This is a genomic window from Sodalis sp. RH21 (assembly GCF_047324175.1).
GTDB lineage: Bacteria > Pseudomonadota > Gammaproteobacteria > Enterobacterales > Enterobacteriaceae > Acerihabitans.
The window spans coordinates 5,548,356-5,570,428 of sequence record NZ_CP178732.1; the positions used below are offsets into that span (position 1 = coordinate 5,548,356).

16 protein-coding genes are annotated in these 22,073 nt (G+C 56.6%); 10 read left to right on the plus strand and 6 right to left on the minus strand.

What is annotated here, in order from left to right; all coding sequences use genetic code 11:
- Positions 1-74: 74 nt before the first annotated feature.
- Positions 75-1,436 carry a cation:proton antiporter gene (locus ACL2XP_RS25625; protein ID WP_413736245.1) on the minus strand — a complete coding sequence of 454 codons (1,362 nt, stop codon included), beginning with the start codon at positions 1,434-1,436 and terminating at the stop codon, positions 75-77.
- Between the two features lie 234 nt (positions 1,437-1,670).
- Between ACL2XP_RS25625 and ACL2XP_RS25630 the strand changes: the two genes are divergently transcribed.
- Positions 1,671-2,792, plus strand: a complete 1,122-nt coding sequence (locus ACL2XP_RS25630; RefSeq protein ID WP_413736246.1) for a GNAT family N-acetyltransferase — start codon at positions 1,671-1,673, stop codon at positions 2,790-2,792.
- A gap of 98 nt (positions 2,793-2,890) precedes the next feature.
- On the opposite strand, the gene ACL2XP_RS25635 is transcribed toward ACL2XP_RS25630, so the two are convergent.
- The 4 genes from ACL2XP_RS25635 to ACL2XP_RS25650 form a co-directional block, all read right to left on the minus strand.
- On the minus strand, positions 2,891-4,723 hold the full coding sequence (locus ACL2XP_RS25635; protein ID WP_413736247.1) for an ABC transporter ATP-binding protein: 1,833 nt from the start codon (positions 4,721-4,723) through the stop codon (positions 2,891-2,893).
- Between the two features lie 348 nt (positions 4,724-5,071).
- Positions 5,072-6,340, minus strand: a complete 1,269-nt coding sequence (arcA, locus tag ACL2XP_RS25640) for an arginine deiminase (RefSeq protein ID WP_413736248.1) — start codon at positions 6,338-6,340, stop codon at positions 5,072-5,074.
- A gap of 15 nt (positions 6,341-6,355) precedes the next feature.
- Positions 6,356-7,864: an amino acid permease gene (locus tag ACL2XP_RS25645; RefSeq protein WP_413736249.1), complete on the minus strand. Its 1,509-nt coding sequence runs from the start codon at positions 7,862-7,864 to the stop codon at positions 6,356-6,358.
- A 482-nt stretch (positions 7,865-8,346) separates the two neighbouring features.
- A complete protein-coding gene (locus ACL2XP_RS25650; RefSeq protein ID WP_413736250.1) occupies positions 8,347-10,965 on the minus strand; it encodes an ATP-binding protein in 2,619 nt (872 codons plus the stop codon).
- A gap of 143 nt (positions 10,966-11,108) precedes the next feature.
- On the opposite strand from ACL2XP_RS25650, the gene ACL2XP_RS25655 reads away from it, so the two are divergent.
- The 4 genes from ACL2XP_RS25655 to ACL2XP_RS25670 all read left to right on the plus strand — a co-directional run bounded on the left by ACL2XP_RS25655 (position 11,109) and on the right by ACL2XP_RS25670 (position 15,338).
- A complete protein-coding gene (locus ACL2XP_RS25655; RefSeq protein WP_413736251.1) occupies positions 11,109-12,620 on the plus strand; it encodes a sugar ABC transporter ATP-binding protein in 1,512 nt (503 codons plus the stop codon).
- A gap of 78 nt (positions 12,621-12,698) precedes the next feature.
- Positions 12,699-13,619, plus strand: coding sequence for an ABC transporter permease subunit (locus ACL2XP_RS25660; protein ID WP_413739294.1), 921 nt, complete (start codon positions 12,699-12,701; stop codon positions 13,617-13,619).
- An 18-nt stretch (positions 13,620-13,637) separates the two neighbouring features.
- Complete coding sequence (locus tag ACL2XP_RS25665; protein WP_413736252.1) at positions 13,638-14,579, plus strand: ABC transporter substrate-binding protein; 942 nt, start codon at positions 13,638-13,640, stop codon at positions 14,577-14,579.
- 54 nt (positions 14,580-14,633) lie between these two features.
- On the plus strand, positions 14,634-15,338 hold the full coding sequence (locus tag ACL2XP_RS25670) for a D-lyxose/D-mannose family sugar isomerase (protein ID WP_413736253.1): 705 nt from the start codon (positions 14,634-14,636) through the stop codon (positions 15,336-15,338).
- Here the strand turns inward: ACL2XP_RS25670 and ACL2XP_RS25675 are convergent.
- Positions 15,314-16,063, minus strand: coding sequence for a response regulator transcription factor (locus tag ACL2XP_RS25675; RefSeq protein WP_413736254.1), 750 nt, complete (start codon positions 16,061-16,063; stop codon positions 15,314-15,316). The genes ACL2XP_RS25670 and ACL2XP_RS25675 overlap by 25 nt on opposite strands.
- Positions 16,064-16,192: 129 nt before the next feature.
- Between ACL2XP_RS25675 and mak the strand changes: the two genes are divergently transcribed.
- The 5 genes from mak to ACL2XP_RS25700 all read left to right on the plus strand — a co-directional run bounded on the left by mak (position 16,193) and on the right by ACL2XP_RS25700 (position 22,003).
- Complete coding sequence (gene mak / locus ACL2XP_RS25680) at positions 16,193-17,098, plus strand: fructokinase (RefSeq protein WP_413736255.1); 906 nt, start codon at positions 16,193-16,195, stop codon at positions 17,096-17,098.
- A 263-nt stretch (positions 17,099-17,361) separates the two neighbouring features.
- The gene (locus tag ACL2XP_RS25685; protein ID WP_413736256.1) at positions 17,362-18,516 is read left to right on the plus strand and encodes an iron-containing alcohol dehydrogenase; all 1,155 of its coding nucleotides are present in this window, start codon (positions 17,362-17,364) and stop codon (positions 18,514-18,516) included.
- Positions 18,517-18,616: 100 nt separating this feature from the next.
- Positions 18,617-19,645 carry a 2-dehydro-3-deoxygalactonokinase gene (locus ACL2XP_RS25690; protein WP_413736257.1) on the plus strand — a complete coding sequence of 343 codons (1,029 nt, stop codon included), beginning with the start codon at positions 18,617-18,619 and terminating at the stop codon, positions 19,643-19,645.
- Between the two features lie 12 nt (positions 19,646-19,657).
- The gene (locus tag ACL2XP_RS25695) at positions 19,658-20,650 is read left to right on the plus strand and encodes a 2-dehydro-3-deoxygalactonokinase (protein ID WP_413736258.1); all 993 of its coding nucleotides are present in this window, start codon (positions 19,658-19,660) and stop codon (positions 20,648-20,650) included.
- A gap of 45 nt (positions 20,651-20,695) precedes the next feature.
- Positions 20,696-22,003 (plus strand): MFS transporter, encoded by a 1,308-nt coding sequence (locus ACL2XP_RS25700; protein ID WP_413736259.1) that lies wholly within the window; start codon positions 20,696-20,698, stop codon positions 22,001-22,003.
- Positions 22,004-22,073: the final 70 nt, after the last annotated feature.

Here is a 22,073-nt window from a genome sequence, read left to right on the forward strand (position 1 = left end):
TTTTTATTGAAAAAATAGTGATATAGCGTTAGAAATGATAGTAGCCATTATGGGAAGCCGGCCCTGGGGGAAGACTAATCATGTTCCTTTTGGTTATCCTCCTGCACGGCGGCCTGCCTGGCCTGGCGCCAATTGAGCAGCGGCGAGACCGATACGCCGTGAACCACCACGCTGGCGACGATAAGCGTAAAGGCGATATCCGCCATGCGGGTGGCGTCTTGGCCCGCTAAACCGTGGGTATAGGCCCAGGCGATATAGTTGATGCTGCCAATGCCGCGAATACCGAGCCAGCCGATCATTAGCCGGTGCAAACGCGATTCGCCGGTGCCCATAGTCGCCAGGTACACCGAAACCGGGCGAATCACCAAAAATAGCAGCGCCGCCAGCAATAGCCCCATGACCTGCCAATGCATCGCCAGGGTTACGCCCAGCAAAATAACAATACCGGCGGCGAAAATACGTTCCATGGTGTCGCCAAAGGATAAGGCATCGCTTACCACCAGACCGACGGACCTGACCGGACCTTCGCCTCCCGGCGTATGGCGCTGGTTGGGGTTCACCAAGGCTTCCGCCGGCGCGTCGCGATCGCCGTCGGCAACATCCTCGGGGGGATGGCGGGTGATTACCCCTAATTCGGTGCGGCGCAGCCCGACGCCGGCGGCGAAGGCGGCAAGAAAACCCGAGGCATCCAGGCTTTGGGCGGCGGCATAGCTCAATGCAATCAGGGCCAGGGCCAGGAAATCATTGGGTGCGGTATCATGCTGGGAGTTTTTAAGGTGGGTGGCCAAATGCCCCACCAGCCGGCCCAAACCAAAACCGATCCCCAGCCCTCCCAGCAACGCCCAGGCCACATCGATCAACGCCCAGTGCCCCAGCATGGCAAATGAGAGCTTTTCCGGTGCCGTGAGCCAAGCCATGGCCAGCATCAATATGGGCAAAGCCGAGCCGTCGTTCATGCCCGCTTCGCTGGATAGTGATACCCGCAGGCTATCGTCGTCCCGGGCGTCATTCACCGAGATCAAGCTGGCCAGCACCGGGTCGGTAGGCGCGACGATCGCCCCGAAAGCCAGGGACAGCGGCCAGGAGAACCCGGCCAGCCAATGCGCCGCCAGGGTTACGCCGGCCACGGTAAGCAGCATCGCCGGAAAAGCCAGGCGCAGCCCCATCCGCCAGCCCCGATCCACAAAAGGAAGCCGCAGCTTCAAGCCGGTAATAAACAGCGAGGCGGCCATGGCAATCTCGGTCACCTTGGCGATCAGCACCGCATGGGCGGTGATATCTACCTGAAGCAGGTTAAGCACCCAGGGGCCGCAGATAATCCCCGCCACCAGGTAAATGCCAAAGGAAGTAATCGGCCCGCGATGAATCCAGCCGGAGGCCAGCGACATTAGCAGCAGCAGGCCGCCCACGGCCGCGGTCCATCCCAAAAAACCCATATTTTCCCCTTTTTCCCGTCATTATCCGGCGAACCCGTCAGTGGTAACGGCAAAGCCGCGGGGGTGGCCCGTTATGTTGATTTCATGGCGCTGACAACCTGTACACTGTTCATCCATATAAACGTTATTTATATATATTAGTATGGTTTATATTCCTTGATTGAGTAATGTCCATCATGGAGCCTGGGGGAATATTCACCTCTTTTTTCGGGCCTTTAATGAGAGCACAACGCCATGTCCTTAACGTCCCTGCCGCACCTGGCCGGTATACCCGCCGAGGAGTGGGATGCCCTGGTCCCCGCCGGACAGCCCTTTTTGCGCCATGCTTTTCTCTCCTCGCTGGAAGACAGCGGCAGCCTTGGCGCCCGGTCAGGCTGGCAAGCCGAGCATTTGTTATGGCGGGAGGATGGCCGCTGCCTGGCCGCTATGCCCGGCTACCGTAAATGGCACTCCTACGGGGAGTATGTGTTTGACCACGGCTGGGCCGAGGCCTGCGAGCGGGCGGGCATCGACTATTACCCCAAATGGCTCGGCGCGGTGCCATTCAGCCCCGTGGGCGGCGCCAGGCTATTGGGCGACGACGCGGCGGCGCGCCGGTTGCTGCAAAGCCTGCCGGATCATCTTGCGGCGCACGGGCTGTCCGGCGCCCATGTGAACTTTACCGATGCCCGCGACGACCGTCTGCTGGCGGCCGAGCCGCACTGGCTGCGGCGCCTGGGGTGCCAGTATCATTGGCATAATCGCGGTTATCGGGATTTCCAGGACTTCCTGGATACGCTGACATCGCGCAAACGCAAGCAGATGCGCAAGGAGCGCGAGCAGGTGGCCGGGCAAGGCATTGACTTCGAGTGGCTGGAAGGCGCAGCGCTCAGCGAAGCCCAATGGGATTTTATCTATGCCTGTTATGCCAATACTTATGCCGTACGCGGACAATTGCCTTATTTGACGCGGGCGTTTTTCAGCCTGTTGGCCGAGCGCATGCCGCAGGCTATCCGGGTGGTGCTGGCCAGCCAACGCGGCCGGCCCGTTGCCATGGCCTTTAGCCTGGTGGGCGGCGATACGTTTTATGGCCGTTATTGGGGCTGTCTGGCGGAGTTCGATCGGCTGCATTTCGAGACCTGCTTCTACCAGGGGATTGACTATGCCATCGCCCAGGGGCTGGCGCGCTTCGACGCCGGAGCCCAGGGGGAACACAAATTAATCCGTGGTTTTGAGCCGGAGCTGACCTCGTCCTGGCACTACCTGCGCCATGAAGGCCTGCACCATGCGGTGGCGGATTTCCTGGAACAGGAGCGGGCCGGCGTGCGCGCCTGGGCAGAAGAGGCGCGCGCATCATTGCCTTACCGCCAGGCATAGGCCGTTATTTACCGGATTTTCCATGCCTGGAATGCAAGTGCCTGGATGGCAAGCGCCGGTAACGCAAAGCGCCGGCGATGCGTTTTCCGGCCACGCTACTACTGCCCGCCGACAAAACCGCCGGTCTGGTATTGCCATAACCGCGCATATAGCCCCTGTCGCGCCAACAGCTCCTCGTGGCTGCCGATTTCCACGATCCGTCCCCGATCCAGCACCACCAGCCGGTCCATTTTGATAATGGTGGACAGCCGATGGGCAATCGCAATCACCGTTTTGCCGCGCATCAGTACTTCCAGGCTCTCCTGAATGGCTGATTCGACCTCCGAATCCAGCGCGGATGTGGCTTCATCCATAATCAGGATCGGCGCGTCCTTAAGCAGCACCCGCGCAATGGCGATGCGCTGGCGCTGGCCGCCGGAAAGCTTGACCCCGCGTTCGCCCACGTGGGCATCCAGCCCGATGCGCCCCTGCGGGTCGGACAGCAGCGGAATAAATTCATCGGCGCGGGCGCGGTGAATCGCCTGCCACAAATCCGCATCGCTGGCGCCGGGTTTGCCATACAGCAGGTTGTCGCGAATCGAGCGATGCAGCAGCGACGTATCCTGGGTAATCATGCCAATCTGCGCCCGCAGGCTTTCCTGGCTGACCAGGGCGATATCCTGCTGGTCGATCAGTATCCGCCCCCCGTCGAGATCGTAGAGGCGCAGCAGCAGGTTGACCAGCGTCGACTTGCCGGCGCCGGACGGCCCGATCAGCCCGATTTTCTCGCCGGGCCGGATGTCCAGATTCAGGCCGGTTATCACCCGGCTCCCCTGGCCATAGTTAAAATCCACGTTGTCGAAGCGGATGTTGCCTTGGCGCACCGCCAAATCGCGCGCCTGCGGCCGATCGGTAACGCTGACCGGCTGGGCGATGGTTTTCAGTCCATCCTGCACCATGCCGATATTTTCAAAGATGCCGTTCACCACCCACATGATCCAGCCCGACATATTGACGATGCGGATCACCAGCCCGGTCGCCAGGGCAATGGCGCCCACGCTGATCAGCGATTGTGTCCACAGCCGGAGCGCCAAACCGGTGGTGCCGACAACCAGCAGGCCATTCAGGGTAGTGATCGCCACATCCATACTGGTGACCACGCGGCTGGCCAGCTGGGTTTTATAGGTTTGTTCGGTAATGGCGTCACGGGCATACTGCTGCTCCAGCGCCGTATGGGCGAACAACTTCAGGGTGGTGATATTGGTATACCCATCGACAATGCACCCCATAAGCTTGGAACGCGCCTCGGAGGACTCGGCCGAACGTGCTTTCACCCGCGGGACGAAATAGTAGAGACAGCCGATATAACAGACAATCCAGATAATCAGCGGGATCATCAAATGCCAATCGGCCTGGGCGAACAGCACCAGCGCGGTAATGGCGTAGATCAGTACGTGCCACAGCGCGTCCACCGCCTGTACCAGCGAATCGCGCAGGGAGTTCCCGGTCTGCATAATGCGCTGGGCGATACGGCCGGCGAAGTCGTTCTGGAAAAAATTCAGGCTTTGCCTGAGCACATAGTTATGGTTCTGCCAGCGGATCATGCTGGTCATGCCAGGGCTGATGGTCTGGTGCACCAGCAGGTCATGCAGGCCGATAAACACGGGACGCAATATCAGGGTCACCACCACCATCCACAACAGTTCGCCCCCGTGCCGGCTAAAAAAAAGGGCGCTGGGGGTGGTATTGGTCAAGTCGATAATACGGCTCAGGTAGCTGAACAGCGCCACTTCAATCAGCGAGCCGATCAGGCCAACCAGCAGCAGGGCGGCAAAACTCGGCCAGACCTGGCGCAGATAATACAGATAGAATGGCAGCACACTGTTTGGCGGCGCCGCAGCCGGTGCGTCCTGAAATACGTTGATAAATCTTTCGAAACGGCGGTACAGCATGACAAACCTCTCATTTTTTTACGCAGGGCTGTCCGGCCCTGTCGTTAATGCCGGGAGCGCAGGTCAATCTCCCGTTTAATGCCTCAAGCGATCAAGATTAGTGCATTTACCCTAGGGTTCGCGACTTAATTCCGGTGAGAAGGGGGAAAGGAAGCGGGATTGTGGAGGCGGGCCGCAGGTTTAGGGCGCCGATTGCAACATATCGCAAAGTGCGCTGAAAGCCGCGCTTGGGCGGCGATAAGGTTATAAAGGCGCTCATCCCGGGCAGGAACGGGAACCGGCATATTGTCGCCGCCCGGGGCGCACCGTTTTATTGCGTTGGCTTATGCCGGCCGGGGCCGGGCGGAATTACTCCGCCGCATCGCGGATCAGCGGGCAGGTCATGCAATGGCCGCCGCCGCGCCCGCGGCCCAGCTCGCTGCCGACGATTTCAATGACCTCAACGCCCTGTTTGCGCAGTTGGGTGTTGGTTTTTGTATTGCGATCGTAGGCCATGACCTTGCCGGGGGAAAGAGCCACCATATTATTGCCGCTGTCCCATTGCTGGCGTTCGGTATCGTAATCATTGCCTTCGGTCTCGACCACGCGCAGCTTGTCCAGGTTCAGCGCGCCGGCCACCGCCTCGACGAACGTGCCGTTATCGCGGCTGAGTTTCATGCCGGCGGGGCCGTCGTCCGGACGCAGGGAGAAGGTCTGGATTTGATTGACGATGGCGGGATACAGCGTCACCACATCCCGATCGCAGAAGGTGAAAACCGTATCCAGATGCATTGCCGCGCGCAGCTTCGGCATGGCGGCAATCATCACCCGTTCGACGCCGGAATGTTTTTTGGCAAACAGGGACGCCGCCAATTGGGTAATGGCCTGATGGGAAGTACGCTCGCTCATGCCGATCAGCACGGTTTTATTGCCGATCGGCATCACGTCGCCCCCTTCCAGGGTGGCGGTGCCATGATGAATGGTCGGGTCGCCATACCAGACGTCAAACGAGGCGTGGGCGAAGTCCGGGTGGAATTTATAAATGGCGGCGGTCAGCAGCGTTTCTTCATGCCGGGCCGGCCAATAGAGCGGGTTTAGCGTCACCCCGCCATAAATCCAGCAGGTGGTGTCGCGGGTATATAACGTATTCGGCAGCGGCGGCAGCAAATACTCGGTAATCCCCACGGCTTCGCGGATCAGTTTTAATTCTTCGTTGTCATAATGCCCTTCTTTCGCCAGTTCGCTGGTGGAAAGACCGCCGATCAGTATTTCAGCCAGCACCCGCGGAGCCAAACCGTCGAGAAAACTGCGGGTTTCCTTGAGAATACCCAGCGATACTTCATTCGGCACGATTTGCTGATCCAGCAGCCAGGTCTTGGCCAGCGGATTTTCAAGGGTGGTGGCCAGCAGATTATGCATTTCGACTACGTCGACCCCCTCTTCGCGCATTTTAGTGATAAAGTCGAAATGATCCCGCTTGGCACGTTCAACCCACAGCACATCGTCAAATAATAATTCATCACAATTACTCGGCGTCAGGCGATTATGGGCCCGCCCTGGTGCGCAAACCAAGACCTTGCGCAATTTGCCTACTTCTGAATGCACGCCATAATCAGCAGGTTGTTGTTTATTTGTCATAATAGCTCCAGTAACTTAAATAGTGATAACACCGGTAGCGATACTCCATATTGCTGCGATAGCCGCAATCATAACGATAATAAATAATATCCTTTCAGATTTATTGAATAGCTCGGCCTTCTGCTCGCGCTTGGCCATAATATAAAGAATGGTTCCTGGTCCATAAATAATGGCGGACAACAGCAGGTATTTTAATCCGCCGGCATATAACATCAACAAAGCATAAAACGTCGCGATGGCGGCAAAAATCAAGTCTTTTTTATGCCCACGCCAGTCGGTATCGTAACTCTCTCCGGTCCATGCCAGTTTCAGCGCATAAGCCGCTACCAATAAATACGGGATAAGCGTTAACGAACTGGTTAATTCAAGGGCTAATTGGAAAGCATAATCGCTAAATAACGTCAGGATAAGAAATACCTGAATCGTGACATTGGTCAGCCATACCGCCGCAGAAGGTACCGCCTGGCGGTTTTCCCGGGCGAAGAGTTTGGGCATGCTTTGGCTTTTTGACGCCGAATAGAGTACTTCGGCGGCAAGCAATGACCAGGAGAGATAAGCGCCCAGCACCGAAATAATCAGCCCGGCGCTGATAAATATCGCCCCCCAGCGGCCAACCACCGCTTCCAGCACTCCAGCCATGGAAGGCTGGCGCAACGCGGCCAGATCCGGGCGCAACATTACGCCATAGGACAACATGGTTACCAGGATCAACAAGCACAACACCCCGATAAAACCGAGCACCGTGGCGATGCCGATATGGCTGCGCTGCCTGGCGTAGCGGGAATAGACGCTGGCCCCTTCTATTCCCAGGAAAACGAACACTGTGACCAGCATAGTGCTGCGCACCTGCGAAAAGAGCGATTCCGGTTCCGCCGCCGGCGCCACCGCCAGAGCCGCATGGCCGACGTAGCCATAGTCGTTTAAATGGGTTAAATCGCCCACGCGCGCTAAATCGGGCGCGCCCCAGAAATTCAAGGCAAACACATCATTTTTAAACGCAAATAACAGCAAAATGATAAAACAGAATATGGGGATGATTTTAGCGAAGGTGGCAATGGTATTTATTGATGCCGCCCCTTTTACCCCTTTTAATAACAATACATGGAAACCCCATAAAATCACGGATGCCACCAGCACGGCCGGAATAGTATTGCCGTCGCCAAAAATAGGGAAAAAAGCCCCCAGTGTTGATTTGATCAAGACGAAATACGAAACATTGCCAATACAGGTTCCCGCCCAGAACCCCAAGGCGGCGGCAAACCCCAGGTAATTACCAAATCCTTCTTTTGCATATATAAATACGCCGGAATCAAGATCCGGTTTTCGCTGGGCCAAGGTCTGGAAAACAAACGCCAGCATTAACATGCCGCCGCCGGCGATACACCAGGCAATTAACGCGCCAAAGCCACCGGTTGCGCGACCAAAAGTTGCCGGTAAGGAAAAAATACCGGCGCCAACCATAGAACCTACGACCAAAGCCGTCAGGGACCATAACGACAATTTATTGTCGGATGAGTTTGCCATAATTATTCTCAATGACTTGCGGTAAATCATAACCTAACCCAAATTTCGCGGAAAGAATAGTGATCCAATCCAAATTTTTTAATTATATGATTAATTAAAAAATCACGTTATAAAATCAAAAAAAGCAATTAACCCTTAGCATTTATAAATCCTAAAATAATAATAACTTTAAATTTACTTATTATTTAATAATAAGTAAAACTGAACATAATTAGTGCCTGTGCTACTATTTTGCTGCGAATCATCCACTATTATTTACAAAATGGGTACGACCAATAAAACCGTCCGACCCGGCTTTACTTTGCCACCGGATGCCGCGGATCGGAGATTTCAAATTAATTTACTGATTTATTTTGCTTTTCTTTCGCTATTCTTGTTTTCTTCCTATGGCAAATAAGCCCCGGCAAAGTTAATTTGCCGGGTTGTTTTTAATGGAACAATGAGTAAATTACATGAACTATTTTGCCGTTGGGCCGCCGGCATTATTTATCCTGTCTTACCGCCGCGACGCGCGCCAACCTCAGCGCCTGGGCCAGTTGTTGCAGGGTAAATGGCTTGCGCAGCAGCGTGATATCCTCAGGCAGCCCGGCACTATTTGGCCGGATATCCTGCCCGCTGATGAGTAATGTTCCCAATGCCGGATTGATGCTGCGGGCCAGGCGGATGACGTCGGCGCCGCTGTGATCGCCCGGCAACATGAGATCGCTGACCAGCAGGTTGATATCCGGCGTCTGGCGCAATAACGCGAGCGCCTCGGCGCCCTGCGCCGTGGACAGCGTCAGATATCCCAACTGGTGTAATTGTTCGCATAGGGTGTTGCGCACATCTTCCTGATCGTCGAGCACCAGTACCAGTAAATCTTCGCTGGGGGACAAATCGGGTTCGGGCAGCACGACGGGCTGCGGCGCCAACGCCGGAGCGCGCGGTAACTGTAGGCGGACCCGCGCGCCGGCGCCGGGGGCGGAGTCGATTTGCACCCGTCCGCCGGACTGGCGAATAAAGCCATAGACCATGGACAGCCCGAGTCCATTGCCGCTGCCGACGGATTTGGTGGTAAAGAACGGCTCGAACACCTGCGACTTAACCTCATCGGACATACCGCAGCCGCTGTCGATCACCTCCACGGCCACCATATCCTGCTTGCGCCCGCCGGTGCGCACCACCCGCTGGTTATAGGTGCGGATAATAATGTCGCCGCCGCGTCCTTCCATGGCGTCGCGGGCGTTGACCACCAGGTTCATGATGGCGTTTTCCAACTGATTAATATCGATCCAGGCCGGCCAGCCGGGTAGTTGGGAGTCAATAACCAGGGTCAGGTTAACCGGCAGTGAATGAAGCAGCAGCTCGCGCAGGTTCTCCACCAGCCCGGCCAACCGCACCGCCTGGGGGTGCAGCGCCTGCTTGCGGGAAAAAGCCAGCAGGCGCTGGGTAAGCTGGGCGCCGCGCCCGGCGGCTTTCAGGGCGCGGGCAATCCGTTCGTCATCGGCGGCGGGGTTGGCGCCGCATAATTCAAGGCTGCCGATAATCACCGCCAGTAGATTATTAAAATCGTGGGCCAGCCCGCCGGTAAGCTGCCCGACCGCCTTCATCTTTTGGCTATGCGCCAGCGCCTGCTCCAGGGCTTTGCGTTCGGAGCGGTCAAGCACCACGTTGACCATGCCGTGCCGGGGCACCGGACTAAAGCGCAGTTCCAGGATAGGTCCGTCCGCCAGATGCATCTCCAGGGCGCGGGGCTGCGCATTACGCAATTGAACGCTCACTTCCCCCCAGTCCGCATATCCCGGTACCCGCGCCTGGTTGCGGCCGAGCGCGGCCAGCAATTCACGGTAATGCTGGCCGCGAAACAGCAGCGCGGCGTCCAGCCCGAGCAGCAGCGGATATTGCGGGTTCCATACCACCAGATGCCCACGGCGGTCGAACAGGGCAAAGCCGTCGCGCATGGCTAAAAACGTGTTCTCCAACTGGGTGCTTTTCTCTTTTAGCAGCCGCGAAGTTTGCTCCAGGGACGCCGTATTACCGGCAAAAACGTTAAACGCCCGCGCCAAATCGCCAAGCTCATCGCGCCGCTGCAATCCCGGCACGCTGACCTGGCGTTCTCCTCTGGCCAAACGGGACATGGCGTCGGCGATAACCGATAAATTGGAACCGAGATTACGATAGATATACCAGCCGGCAAACAAAGTGATGACCAGCGACAACAGGGCAAACAGACCGATAAAGAAAATAATCGACGACAGCTCTTTATGGGTCTGGCGAATACGCTGTTCCGATTCCCCCGCCACTTTTTTGACGTATAAATTGATATCGCCGTTAAGCATGCCGACCAGGGCTTTGATGTGGTAAGCGTAATAAGCGATGGCCAAATCGCTGCCGGATAACTCCCGGGCCAGCGGCGCCAGGCTGCCCTGGCTGCGGATGAAACGGGTGATTTTATCCCCCAGCAGCGTGGCGTCGCCGGCATCGGCCCAGGTTTCCATGACCTGGTCCAATTGGTTGAGGGCGGCGCGGGGGCTGGGGGTTTGGATGGCGATATTCAGCAGGCGATCGATTTCCCGCCGCAGGCCCGTCCCCGCCTGCAACCGATGTTCCCGCGCGGCGATGGTATCGATCTGGTGCAGATACATCTGGCACTGATACAACTCGCTTAGCAGTTGGTTGCGCTGCAGGTGCCGCTGGCGCCCCAATTCAAGCAGGCGGGTGACGCTGTCTTCCAGCGCGCCGCTGCGCTGGGTAATCCGCGCCACCAGCGCCGGTTCGCTGGCCGCCAGCGGAGATTGCGCCAATTGCCGCAGCGAGGATTGCAGCGCCAGCTGCGTTTGCTGCAGCAGGGCCGACTCGCTTTGATACTCCAGCGAGCCCACGACCTGCGAGAGCCGGATGGCGGCGATGGCCACATTGGATGTGTCCCGCGCCAGCTCCATGCTGCCGGTCATTTCGCTCAGGGTCCTGGCCTGCATTTGCTCTTGCAAATTGCCCGCGTGCCGGAAGCCGACAATGGCCACCCCGCTGACCATCAGGGTAACCGCGACCACCAGCAGGTTGAACATCAACAGGCGGCCCCGGGCGCTGGTCAGTACAGGTCGTGGCGAAAACAGGGGCATGATTAGGACTCCGCGGCGGGCCGGCTGCCAGTATAAGATGCGGGCCAATGCCAATTATGACAAACATGAACGGCTTTTGACATTTTGCGTTTATCTGCGCCTGCTTTACTGCGGTGATTAACCTACCGCGAGGAGCCAACCGGATGACGCAGCCCCCCATTCTCGAAATGCGCGACATTGGCAAACGCTTCGGCCATTTCCATGCGTTAAAAGCGGTGAATCTCACGGTCCGGTTGGGAGAAATCCATGCGCTGATGGGAGAAAACGGCGCGGGTAAAAGCACCTTGATGAAAATCCTGGCCGGCGCGTATACCGCCAGCAGCGGCGAAATCATTATCGACGGACAACCGCGGGTGATTAAAGGCCCTAAAGACGCCCTGGCGGCAGGCATTACGCTGATTTACCAGGAAATGAACCTGGCCCCCAACCTGACGGTGGCGGAAAACATTTTCCTGGGCAGCGAGTTGCAGCGGGGCGGCCTGGTCCAGCGCGGCAAAATGGCGCGGGAAGCCCAGCAGGTCATCGATCGTCTCGGCGCGCAGTTCCGCGCCACCGATTTGGTCATGTCCCTGACCATAGCGGAACAGCAGCAGGTGGAAATCGGCCGGGCGCTGCACCGCCGCAGCCGCATTCTGGTCATGGACGAACCTACGGCCGCGCTCTCTTCCCGGGAAACGCAAAAACTGTTCGAGCTGATTAAACGGCTGCGCCAGGAGGGCATGGCCATTATCTATATCAGTCACCGGATGGCCGAAGTCTATGAGTTATCCGATCGGGTCAGCGTGCTGCGCGACGGCCAGTATGTAGGTAGCCTGACGCGCGAAAATCTCTCCGCCGGCGAACTGGTGCGCATGATGGTCGGAAGGCCGCTGAGCGATCTGTTTAATAAAGACGTCAATATCGCCGTCGGCGACGTGCGCCTGGAGCTGAACGGGCTGACCGACGGCAAAAAGGTCAAGCCGGTCAGCCTGCGGGTGCGTGCCGGCGAAATCGTGGCGCTATCGGGCCTGGTGGGCGCCGGGCGCTCTGAACTGGCGCAGCTGATTTTTGGCGTGCATAAATCTACCGGCGGCAGCGTGCGGGTGGACGGCAACGCGGTGGAGATCCGCTCGCCGCGGGATGCCATCGCGCTCGGCATCGGGTTTTTACCCGAAAATCGCAAGGAACAGGGGCTGTTTCTGGAGATGGCCGCCCATGAAAATATCGTGATGCCGACCCTTGAGCGCGACGGGCGTTTCGGCCTGCTCAACCGGCGTAAAGCCCTGGGCATCTCTTCCGAGGCCATCAAATCCCTGAATATCCGCGTCCCCCACGCCCTGGTGCGGGCCGGCGGCCTGTCCGGCGGCAATCAGCAAAAATTGCTGGTTTCGCGCTGGGTCGCCATCCATCCGCGCATTCTGATCCTCGACGAACCGACCCGCGGGGTGGACGTGGGGGCCAAGAGCGAAATCTACCGGATGATGGGGCGATTGGCGCAACAGGGGGTCGCCATTTTGATGATCTCCAGCGAATTACCGGAAGTGGTCGGCATGAGCGACCGGGTTTACGTGATGTGCGAAGGCCAGCTGGCCGGCGAGTTGAGCCGCAGCGAGATCTCGCAGGAAAATATCATGACGCTGGCCACCGGCGTCGTTGCGCAACAGACGCCCGCATAAGGAGCCGACATGACTACGAAGTCCGCATTACCCGACGCCGCGCCGGTTACCGTTAAACGGCCCTGGCTGAATGATGTGATGCAGACGGTGGGTATTTTGCCCATCCTGGTGCTGATCGTGGCGATTTTCGGGTTTGTCGCCCCTAATTTCTTCACCGACAGCAATCTGCTGAATATCGCCCGGCAGGCGTCCATCAATATCGTTCTGGCGGCGGGCATGACCTTTATCATCCTCACCGGCGGCATCGATCTCTCGGTAGGGTCGATGCTGGGCGCCACGGCGGTGGTGGCGATGGTCGTCTCGCTAAACCCGGCGCTGGCCGGCCTGTCGATCCCGCTGGCGCTGCTGGCCGGCCTGGTGATGGGGCTGTTCAACGGTATCCTGGTGGCCTATGCCGGTTTGCCGCCGTTTATCGTCACGCTCGGCACGTATACCGCGCTGCGCGGCGCTGCGTATCTGCTGGCGGACGGCACCACGGTGATCAATTCCTCCATCAATTTCGAATGGATCGGCAATTCCTATCTCGGACCGGTGCCCTGGCTGATTATCATCGCCCTGGCGGTTATTGCGGTGTGCTGGTTCATCCTGCGCCGCACGACCCTCGGCGTACATATCTACGCGGTGGGCGGCAATATGCAGGCGGCGCGTCTGACCGGCATCAAGGTCAGTTTCGTGCTGCTGTTCGTGTATGCCGCCAGCGGCCTGCTTTCCGGCCTGGGCGGCTTAATGAGCGCCTCGCGGCTTTACAGCGCCAACGGCAACCTCGGCATGGGGTATGAGCTGGATGCCATCGCCGCGGTGATCCTGGGCGGCACCAGTTTCGTCGGCGGTATCGGCACCATTACCGGTACGCTGGTGGGCGCGCTGATTATCGCCACGCTTAATAACGGCATGACGCTAATGGGCGTCTCCTACTTCTGGCAGCTGGTGATCAAAGGGGCGGTGATCATCATAGCGGTGCTGATTGACAAATACCGTACCCGACACCATCAGGCATAACCCTACCGGAGAGACACTATGCGATTTAATCCCGTTTATACCGCGCTGCTGACGGCGGCCATGATCACCCTGGCGCCGGCGGCCCAGGCCAAAGAGTTGAAAGCCATTGGGGTGACGGTGGGCGATCTGGCCAACCCGTTCTTTGTCCAGATTACCAAAGGCGCGGAAATGAAAGCCCGCGAACTGGCGGGGGATAAGGTGAACGTCACGCTGGTTTCCAGCGGCTACGATCTCGGCCAGCAGGTGGGGCAAATCGATAATTTTATCGCCGCAAAGGTCGATATGATTATCCTTAACGCGGCGGATTCAAAAGGCATCGGCCCGGCGGTTAAACGCGCCCAGGCCGCCGGTATCGTGGTGGTGGCGGTTGACGTGGCGGCGGAAGGCGCCGATGCCACCATCACCTCCAATAACACCCAGGCCGGGCAAATGGCCTGCCAATACATCAGCGACAAACTCAAAGGCAAGGGCCAGGTGGTTATCGTCAACGGGCCGCCGGTATCCGCGGTGCAAAACCGGGTGGAAGGCTGCATGACCGAACTGAAAAAGCATCCCGATATCAAGCTGCTGTCCTATAACCAGAACGCCAAAGGCAGCCGCGAAGGCGGGCTGGAAATCATGACTTCGCTGCTGGCGGCGAATCCCCATATCGACGCGGTATTCGCCATTAACGATCCCACGGCGATCGGCGCCGATCTGGCCGCCAAGCAGGCCCAGCGTAAAGAATTCTTTATCGTCGGCGTCGATGGTTCGCCGGACGGCGAGGAAGCGCTGAAACGCGAAAATTCGCTGTTTGTCGCCACGCCGGCGCAGGACCCGCAGGTCATGGCCGCGAAGGCGGTGGAGATTGGCTACCAGATCCTGCAGGGCAAACCTGCGCCCAAGGAACCGATACTGATCCCGGTGAAAATGATCGATCGCAACAATATCACCGACTATAAAGGCTGGACGGTGAAATAAACCCGACGGGCGGGATAACCCTGCCCGCTATCTTCCTGTGACGGCGGAGGCGGTATGAAGCGCTCTCAGGTTAATATTATCGTGCAACAAACCCAGCAGTTTTTTGCCCGCAACGGCGTACATCTGCCGCCCTTTGCCCACTTTTCCCCCCAGGACTGGTTGTCGCTTGAACACGGCGACTGGCGGGAAGTGTTTGATTTACATCTCGGCTGGGATGTAACCGATTTTGGCGGCGGCGATTTCGAGCGGGTCGGCCTGACGCTGTTTACCCTGCGCAACGGCTCGCCCGGCGCCGTCCCCTACGCCAAAAGTTATGCTGAAAAAATCATGCACTGCCGCGAAGCGCAAGTCACGCCGCTGCATTTCCATTGGTTCAAGCGCGAGGACATTATCAATCGGGGCGGCGGCAATCTATTGGTGGAAATGTATAATAGCGACGATGAGGAGCGGCTGGCCGACACCCCGGTGACGGTGGCGATCGACGGTTGCCGCCAGACCCACGCCGCCGGATCGCGGGTGCGGCTGGCGCCCGGCGAGAGCATTTGCCTGACCCCGGGCATCTATCATAGCTTCTGGGGCGAAGAAGGTTTTGGCGACGTGGTGGTGGGCGAAGTGTCGATGACCAATGACGACCAGAACGATAACCGGTTTTTGCAAGACCAGGCGCGCTTCGGCCAGATAGAAGAGGATCAGGCGCCGCGCTGGCTGTTATGCAACGATTATCACGACGCCGGTTATGGGCAGGCCCCGGCAATCTGACCGGCATCCGCCCGGACCACATCCGCTGAAAACACATAACCCAGCCGGCGGATGGTGCGGATCATGACCGGCTGGTGCGGATTCGGTTCGATCTTGCGCCGCAGACGCATGATCAGCACATCCACCGTGCGATCAAACACATCCAGGGTTTCGCTGTGGGTCAGTTCCAGCAACTGATCGCGGGTGAGCACCTTGCGGGCATGGGCGACCAGCGCCAGCAGCAGCCCGTATTCGCCCTGCGTCAGCGGCACGGGCTGCTGTTGCGGATTAAACAGCGCGCAGCGCTCGCTGTCGAGCCGCCAGCCGTTGAACCGCCAGCCGGTTTTATTGCCGCTGGCGGGTTCGGTGCCCAGGGCGCCGCTGCGGCGCAATACCGCCTTGATCCGCGCAATGACCACGCGGGGATTAAAAGGTTTGACGATGTAATCATCGGCGCCCATTTCCAGGCCGACGACAATATCGGATTCCGATCCCATGCCGGTGAGCATCACCACCGGCAAATGAGGCTGCAAACGCCGGATTTGCTGCAATACCAGCAGGCCGTTGGTGTCGGGCAGCATCAGATCCAAGAGCACCAGCGAGATATCCGGCAGTTGGGCGAGCAAGGTCAGGGCGGCCTGCCCCTGATGGCAGATATGTACGGTAAACACATGCTCGCTGAGCATGTCGTTCAAGACTTCACAGATAGCGGGGTCGTCGTCGACGACCAATATATTGGGTTTCATAGACCGCCCTCGCTGTGTTACGAAAATGATAATAGAGTGTACATTACGGCTATTCGATAGCGCGGATAATGGTGTGGATGTGTGAGACGTCTCTCATGCCGGCTACGGGATTCACAGAAGGAGATAACGGTGCGTATTGGGATTGATCTGGGTGGAACGAAAATTGAAGTGGTGGCGCTGGCAACGGACGGCAAGGTGCGGTTCCGGCAGCGCATATCTACGCCGCGCGATGATTACGGCCAAACCCTGCAGGCCATTGCCTCGCTGATATCGGCCGCCGAGCAGGCCACCGGCCAGCAGGGGAGCATCGGTATCGGCATTCCGGGCACCCTGTCGCCGTATACCCATAAAGTGAAGAATGCCAATTCGGTCTGGCTCAACAGCCAGCCCATGGATAAAGATTTAACCGCGCTGCTCGGCCGGCCGGTGCGTATCGCCAATGACGCCAACTGCCTGGCGGTTTCCGAAGCCACCGACGGCGCGGCCGCCGGGGCGCAAACCGTATTTGCGGTAATTATCGGCACCGGCTGCGGCGCCGGACTGGCAATCAATGGCCGCGTGCATGCCGGCGGTAACGGCATCGCCGGGGAATGGGGTCATAATCCCCTGCCCTGGCAGGACGAAGATGAACACCGCCACGCCCGGGAAGTGCCTTGTTATTGCGGTAAAGCCGGCTGCACCGAGACATTTATCTCCGGCACCGGTTTTACCGGCGACTATCAACGCCTGGGCGGCCAGCGGTTGACCGGGCCGGAAATCATTCAGCGGGCGGCGGCGGGAGACGCGCTGGCCGAACGGGTGATCGGCCGCTATGAGCTGCGGCTGGCCAAAGCGCTGGCCCAGGCGATCAATTTGCTGGACCCGGATGTAGTGGTGCTGGGCGGCGGCATGAGTAATGTCGATCGCCTTTACCAGACCGTGCCGCCGCTGATTAAGCAATGGGTGTTCGGCGGTGAATGCGAAACTCCGATCCGTAAAGCGGCCCACGGCGACTCCAGCGGCGTGCGCGGGGCGGCCTGGCTATGGCCGGATTGATGCCGCTTCATTTTTTGCCGGGCGCAATGCCCGGCAAAGTGTTATCAACGTTAATAATGCAAAAATTTATTTAATATGTTTTATAATCAATAAATTAACAATTACCCCTTATATCTGAATGCGTATAAATATTTGTAAATGTAATAAAATAATGTGATTTGCTTCAATGTTTCCCCTCCTCGCTATGGATTTTACCTGCCGCTCATTTATGATTTAAACATAAACCCGAACGTCGTTCATATATGCGGACAACAGGATATATCATGGCATCTTTTGACTTCTCCAACCCGGTGAAATTTTACTTCGGCGCCGGCAAACTAAAATTGCTGGGCGGCATCGCCGGCCAATATGGACATAAGGCCCTGCTGGTGGCGTCTGACAGCGCCAAACCCACCGGCCAATTGGCTCTGGTACAGGAATATCTCGATGCCGCCGGTATCGGCTATGCGGTCTACGATAAATTTATGCAAAATCCCCTGTCTACCCTGGTGCATGAAGGCGCGCAATTTGCCAGGACGGAGAATTGCGATGTGGTGATTGGGCTTGGCGGCGGCAGCGCCATGGATATGGCGAAAGGCATTGCATTTTGCGCCGTTAATGAAGGCAGCATCTGGGATTATGTCTTCGGCCGCAAAACGGGTACCGGCGCGCTGCCGATGATCTTGATACCCACCACGGCGGGTACCGGCAGCGAATCAAATCGTACCGCGGTTTTCACTAATCCGGACACCAATGATAAGAAGGGCCTGGTAAACCCGCTGATTTACCCCAAAGCGGCGATTATTGACCCGGAACTCATGCTGACCTTGCCAAAACGGGTCATCGCCGGTCCCGGCGCCGATGTCTTGTTTCATGCACTGGAATCATATATTTCCAAAAACGCCAATCCGTTCAGCGAAATGCTGTCGCTAAAGGCCATAGAACTTATTTCCCGCTACTTGCCGCGGGTTTACGCCGACGTAGCGGACATCGATGCCTGGGAACAGGTTACCCTGGCCAGTTCGTTGGCCGGCATGGCAATCGACTGCGCGGGCACCACCCTGCCCCATGCGCTGCAACATCCCATGGGCGGCCTGCTGAATGTGGTACATGCCGAAGGTATCGCGGCAATGTATGTTCCTTTTATGGAATATACCTGGCCCGCCGCGCCGGAAAAATTTGCCGTTATCGCCAAAACAATGGGCGTTGATACCCAAGGCATGTCGCTGGAAACCGCAGCGGCAAGTAGCGTCGCAGTGGTGCGCGATTTCCTGGCGGGGGTAAATATGATGCCGACGCTGACCGAACTGGGCGTCAAAGAAGAACATTTCGATTGGCTGATTAATAACGTGCTCACAACCATGAAAGTGGTGTTGGCCAATAATCCGCGGGTGCCGGATGCCGATACTATCCGTGAAATATATCAGCGTTGTCTGTAATTAGCTGATTAACCGGATGCTAATGGTCCCAGAGGCTGATTATTTCTGCCGGTCAGTACCCTATTCCCGGCGGAAAAATGAAAATAAGAGGTTAACCAGCATGTTTGCAATAATAGATTGCGGCTCCACGGCTACGCGCATTTTTTTGCTAAGAGACAACGACATCATAGCTAAAAAAGAGACCCCCAATGGAGTGAACCTGTCCGCTTCCAGCGGAAATAACCAGCTATTGAAACAGGCGATAGCAGCCTGCCTGTCGGAATTGTTGCGAGAAAATAACTTCCGTCTTGAGGATATCCGTTTTGCAATTGCATCCGGCATGATTACATCTAATTTGGGGTTAGTGGAAATTCCGCATCTGGTTGCGCCGGTCGCCATAGATGATCTGGCGAAATTCGCGCGGCAATATAACGACATGACAATATTCCCCCTACCTATCCCGGTTGTATTTATTCCCGGAATTAAAAATGATATAGGCACGGCGACATGGGAAAACATGCGCAGCATGGATTTAATGCGCGGGGAGGAAACCCAGGCCATTGGCGTGCTCGCGCGCTATAATCCTGAATTGCCCTGCACCATTATTGAGCTTGGTTCTACTACAAAATTAATTCATATTGACCGCGCGGGGCGGATAGCCGGCAGCATCACTTCGCTTAGCGGCCAAGTGTATGGGGCGGTGTTAAAAGAAACTTTTATCGGTTCCAGCGTTAAACTCGCGGACGGACAAAGCGACATTTTTTCCCCCGAAATTTTGCAGCATGCCTGGCAAAGCGTCCAAAACAGCGGGTTATTGCGCACCATACTATTAACTCGCTTTATTCAATTTTCGTTAAATACCACCGCCGCCGACCGTAAATTATTTTGTGAGTCCGCTATTGCCGCCGATGATATGAAACTTATTGATGACGCTAAGCAATACGGGTTCGATCTCACAGGCGAAATTATCCTGGTGGGTAACGAAAATCGCTGCCGGATTTATCACTATATGATTGAGCATTCCCAAAAAATTTCTCAAGCGGTACGTCAAATAACCGCTCGGGAAGATATCGATAGATTGGTGATAGATGGCGCGAATTATATTGCCAATCGCCTTGCCATCACCATCCCGGCAACGACCAGCGTTTGAGGAAAATGACTTATGTATTCGGTAACTATTGATACTGGCACCACCAATACCCGGATTTGCGTCTGGCGCGACGATCATATTATAGCTCAGGCCAGCGAACCGGTGGGAGTGCGCGATACCGCCATCACCGGCAGCAAAACCACCCTGACCCAGGGCGTGGGCAAAGCCATCCGGGAGGCCCTGGCCGAGGCACGGGTTCCCGAAGGCGAGGCCATAACCTATTTGTCGGCGGGGATGATTACATCTAATGTCGGCTTATGCGAGATCCCCCATCTGGTTGCGCCGGCGGGAATTGCCGAATTGGCCGCCGGCATGGTGAAAGCAGAACTCGGCGACGTCTGCGATCAACCGATTTGGTTTGTTCCCGGCATCAAAAACCACGCCGCCGCGGTCACCAGCGAGAATAGCGACGCCATGGACATCATGCGCGGCGAGGAAACTGAAACCATCGGCGCCATTAGCGCCCTGGACATTCAAGGGCCGGCGGTCATTATCCTGCCGGGTTCCCATTCCAAGTTCGTAAAAATCGACGCCGACAATAAAATTGAAGGCTGCGTCACCACTATTGCCGGCGAACTGCTGGACGTGATTACGCAGCGCACGATTTTAGCCAGTTCCCTTAAACATCGGATGACCGACTCGATAGACGCGCCGGTGCTGCTGGACGGAGCTAAAAGCTGTCAAGATGTGGGACTGGCGCGCAGTTGTTTTTCGGTACGGATTTTGGATATGTTTGGCGATCTGACCGATAACCAAAAAGCCAACTTTTTATTGGGCGCGGTACTGCACGACGATATTCAAGCGATAAAAAACAGTAAAGCATTAAATATTACACCAGATATTACCTTGGTCGTTTGTGGTAAAAAAATACTTAAAGAGGCGCTGATAACGCTGATAAAAAATGACAATTGGTTTACCGGGGAAATTATTATCATGCCAGATAACCAGGCCTCGTTATCGGGACTAGGCGCGCTGGCCATTGCCAAATACAGAAACATTATTTGATTAGCATCTTAATACCTTACATGGCTTTTTTATAGGATAATCAATATGTCCAGTATCGATCAACCGCGTGTTGGCGCGAAAAAGATAGGCGGTAAAAGGTGGTTTGTGGTTTTCCTATTATTAATAGGTGGCATTATAAATTATCTTGACCGGGCAAGCCTTTCTATTGCCGCGCCGGATATGATGAAAGACTTGAACCTGTCTAATACCGATATCGGGTTGATGGGTTCAGTATTTGCATTGATTTATGCCCTGTGCCAATTGCCTTCCGGGTGGCTGGTGGATAAATTCGGCCCCAAGAAAGTCTATACCTGGGCAATTGGATTATGGAGCTTTGCTACCATGCTGACCGGCGCGTGCAGCAACCTGGCCACCTTGTTGTTTGCCCGCGGCATCCTGGGGGTAACCGAAGCCCCGTGCTGGCCTGGGGCGGCCAAGATAACCGCCTCCTGGTTCCCGAAAAAAGAGCGCGCGCTGGCCACCGGTTTCTGGGATGCGGCATCCAAATGGGGTCCGGCAATTGCGCCCCCGATCCTGGTCGCGATCATTGTGCCTTTCGGCTGGCGTTCGCTGTTTTATATTTGCGGTGGCATCGGTTTAATTTTCATGCTGTTTTTCATCTATGCCTACCGGCAGCCTGAAAAACACCCCACCATAACCCCGGAAGAATTGGAATATATTAAACAAGGCGGCGGCGGCACCGCGGAAAAAATCGGGGATACCGAGAATACCATCAGTTGGGGATCGCTATTTAAGTATAAATGCGTATGGGGAATGATTCTCGGCTGGTTCTGTTATGTTTGGATGATGAATATTTTCACCACTTTTTTACCCCTCTACCTGATCAAAACGCAAAATATCGAATTAAAAGCGCTGGGTATATACGCCAGTATCCCTTATTTCGGCGGGATCATAGGCGCCATTTTCGGTGGTTATGTTTCCAAATGGCTGATGGATAAAGAGATATTCAGCGATTCATTAAAATCCAAACGCGCCACCATCAGCGTATCCGCACTGTTGGCCGGCATCACCGTGGTGGCGATTCCTTTTGCCACCAGCCTTGCCGGCACGCTGACCCTGCTGGTGATCGCCATGGCGTTTCTTTCGGCTTTATCCGCCACCGGTTGGGCATTACCCGGTGACGTGGCGCCGTCTTCCATGGTGGGTTCGGTTGGCAGCATCCAGAACTTCGGCGGTTATTTTGCCGGTTCGCTGTCGCCCCTGGTTACCGGCATGATCGCCGATGCCACCGGCTCTTACGCCATGGCCTTTATCAGCGGCGGCATCATCGCCGGCTGTGCGGCGCTGTGTTACTGGTTTATCGTCAGGGCCCCGATTACCGCCGCCGAATAATATTGACCCGGCGGCCAGGGCCGCACGGGTTATGTCCAATTTTTGGCCAGATATCTGGACAGTCAAGAGG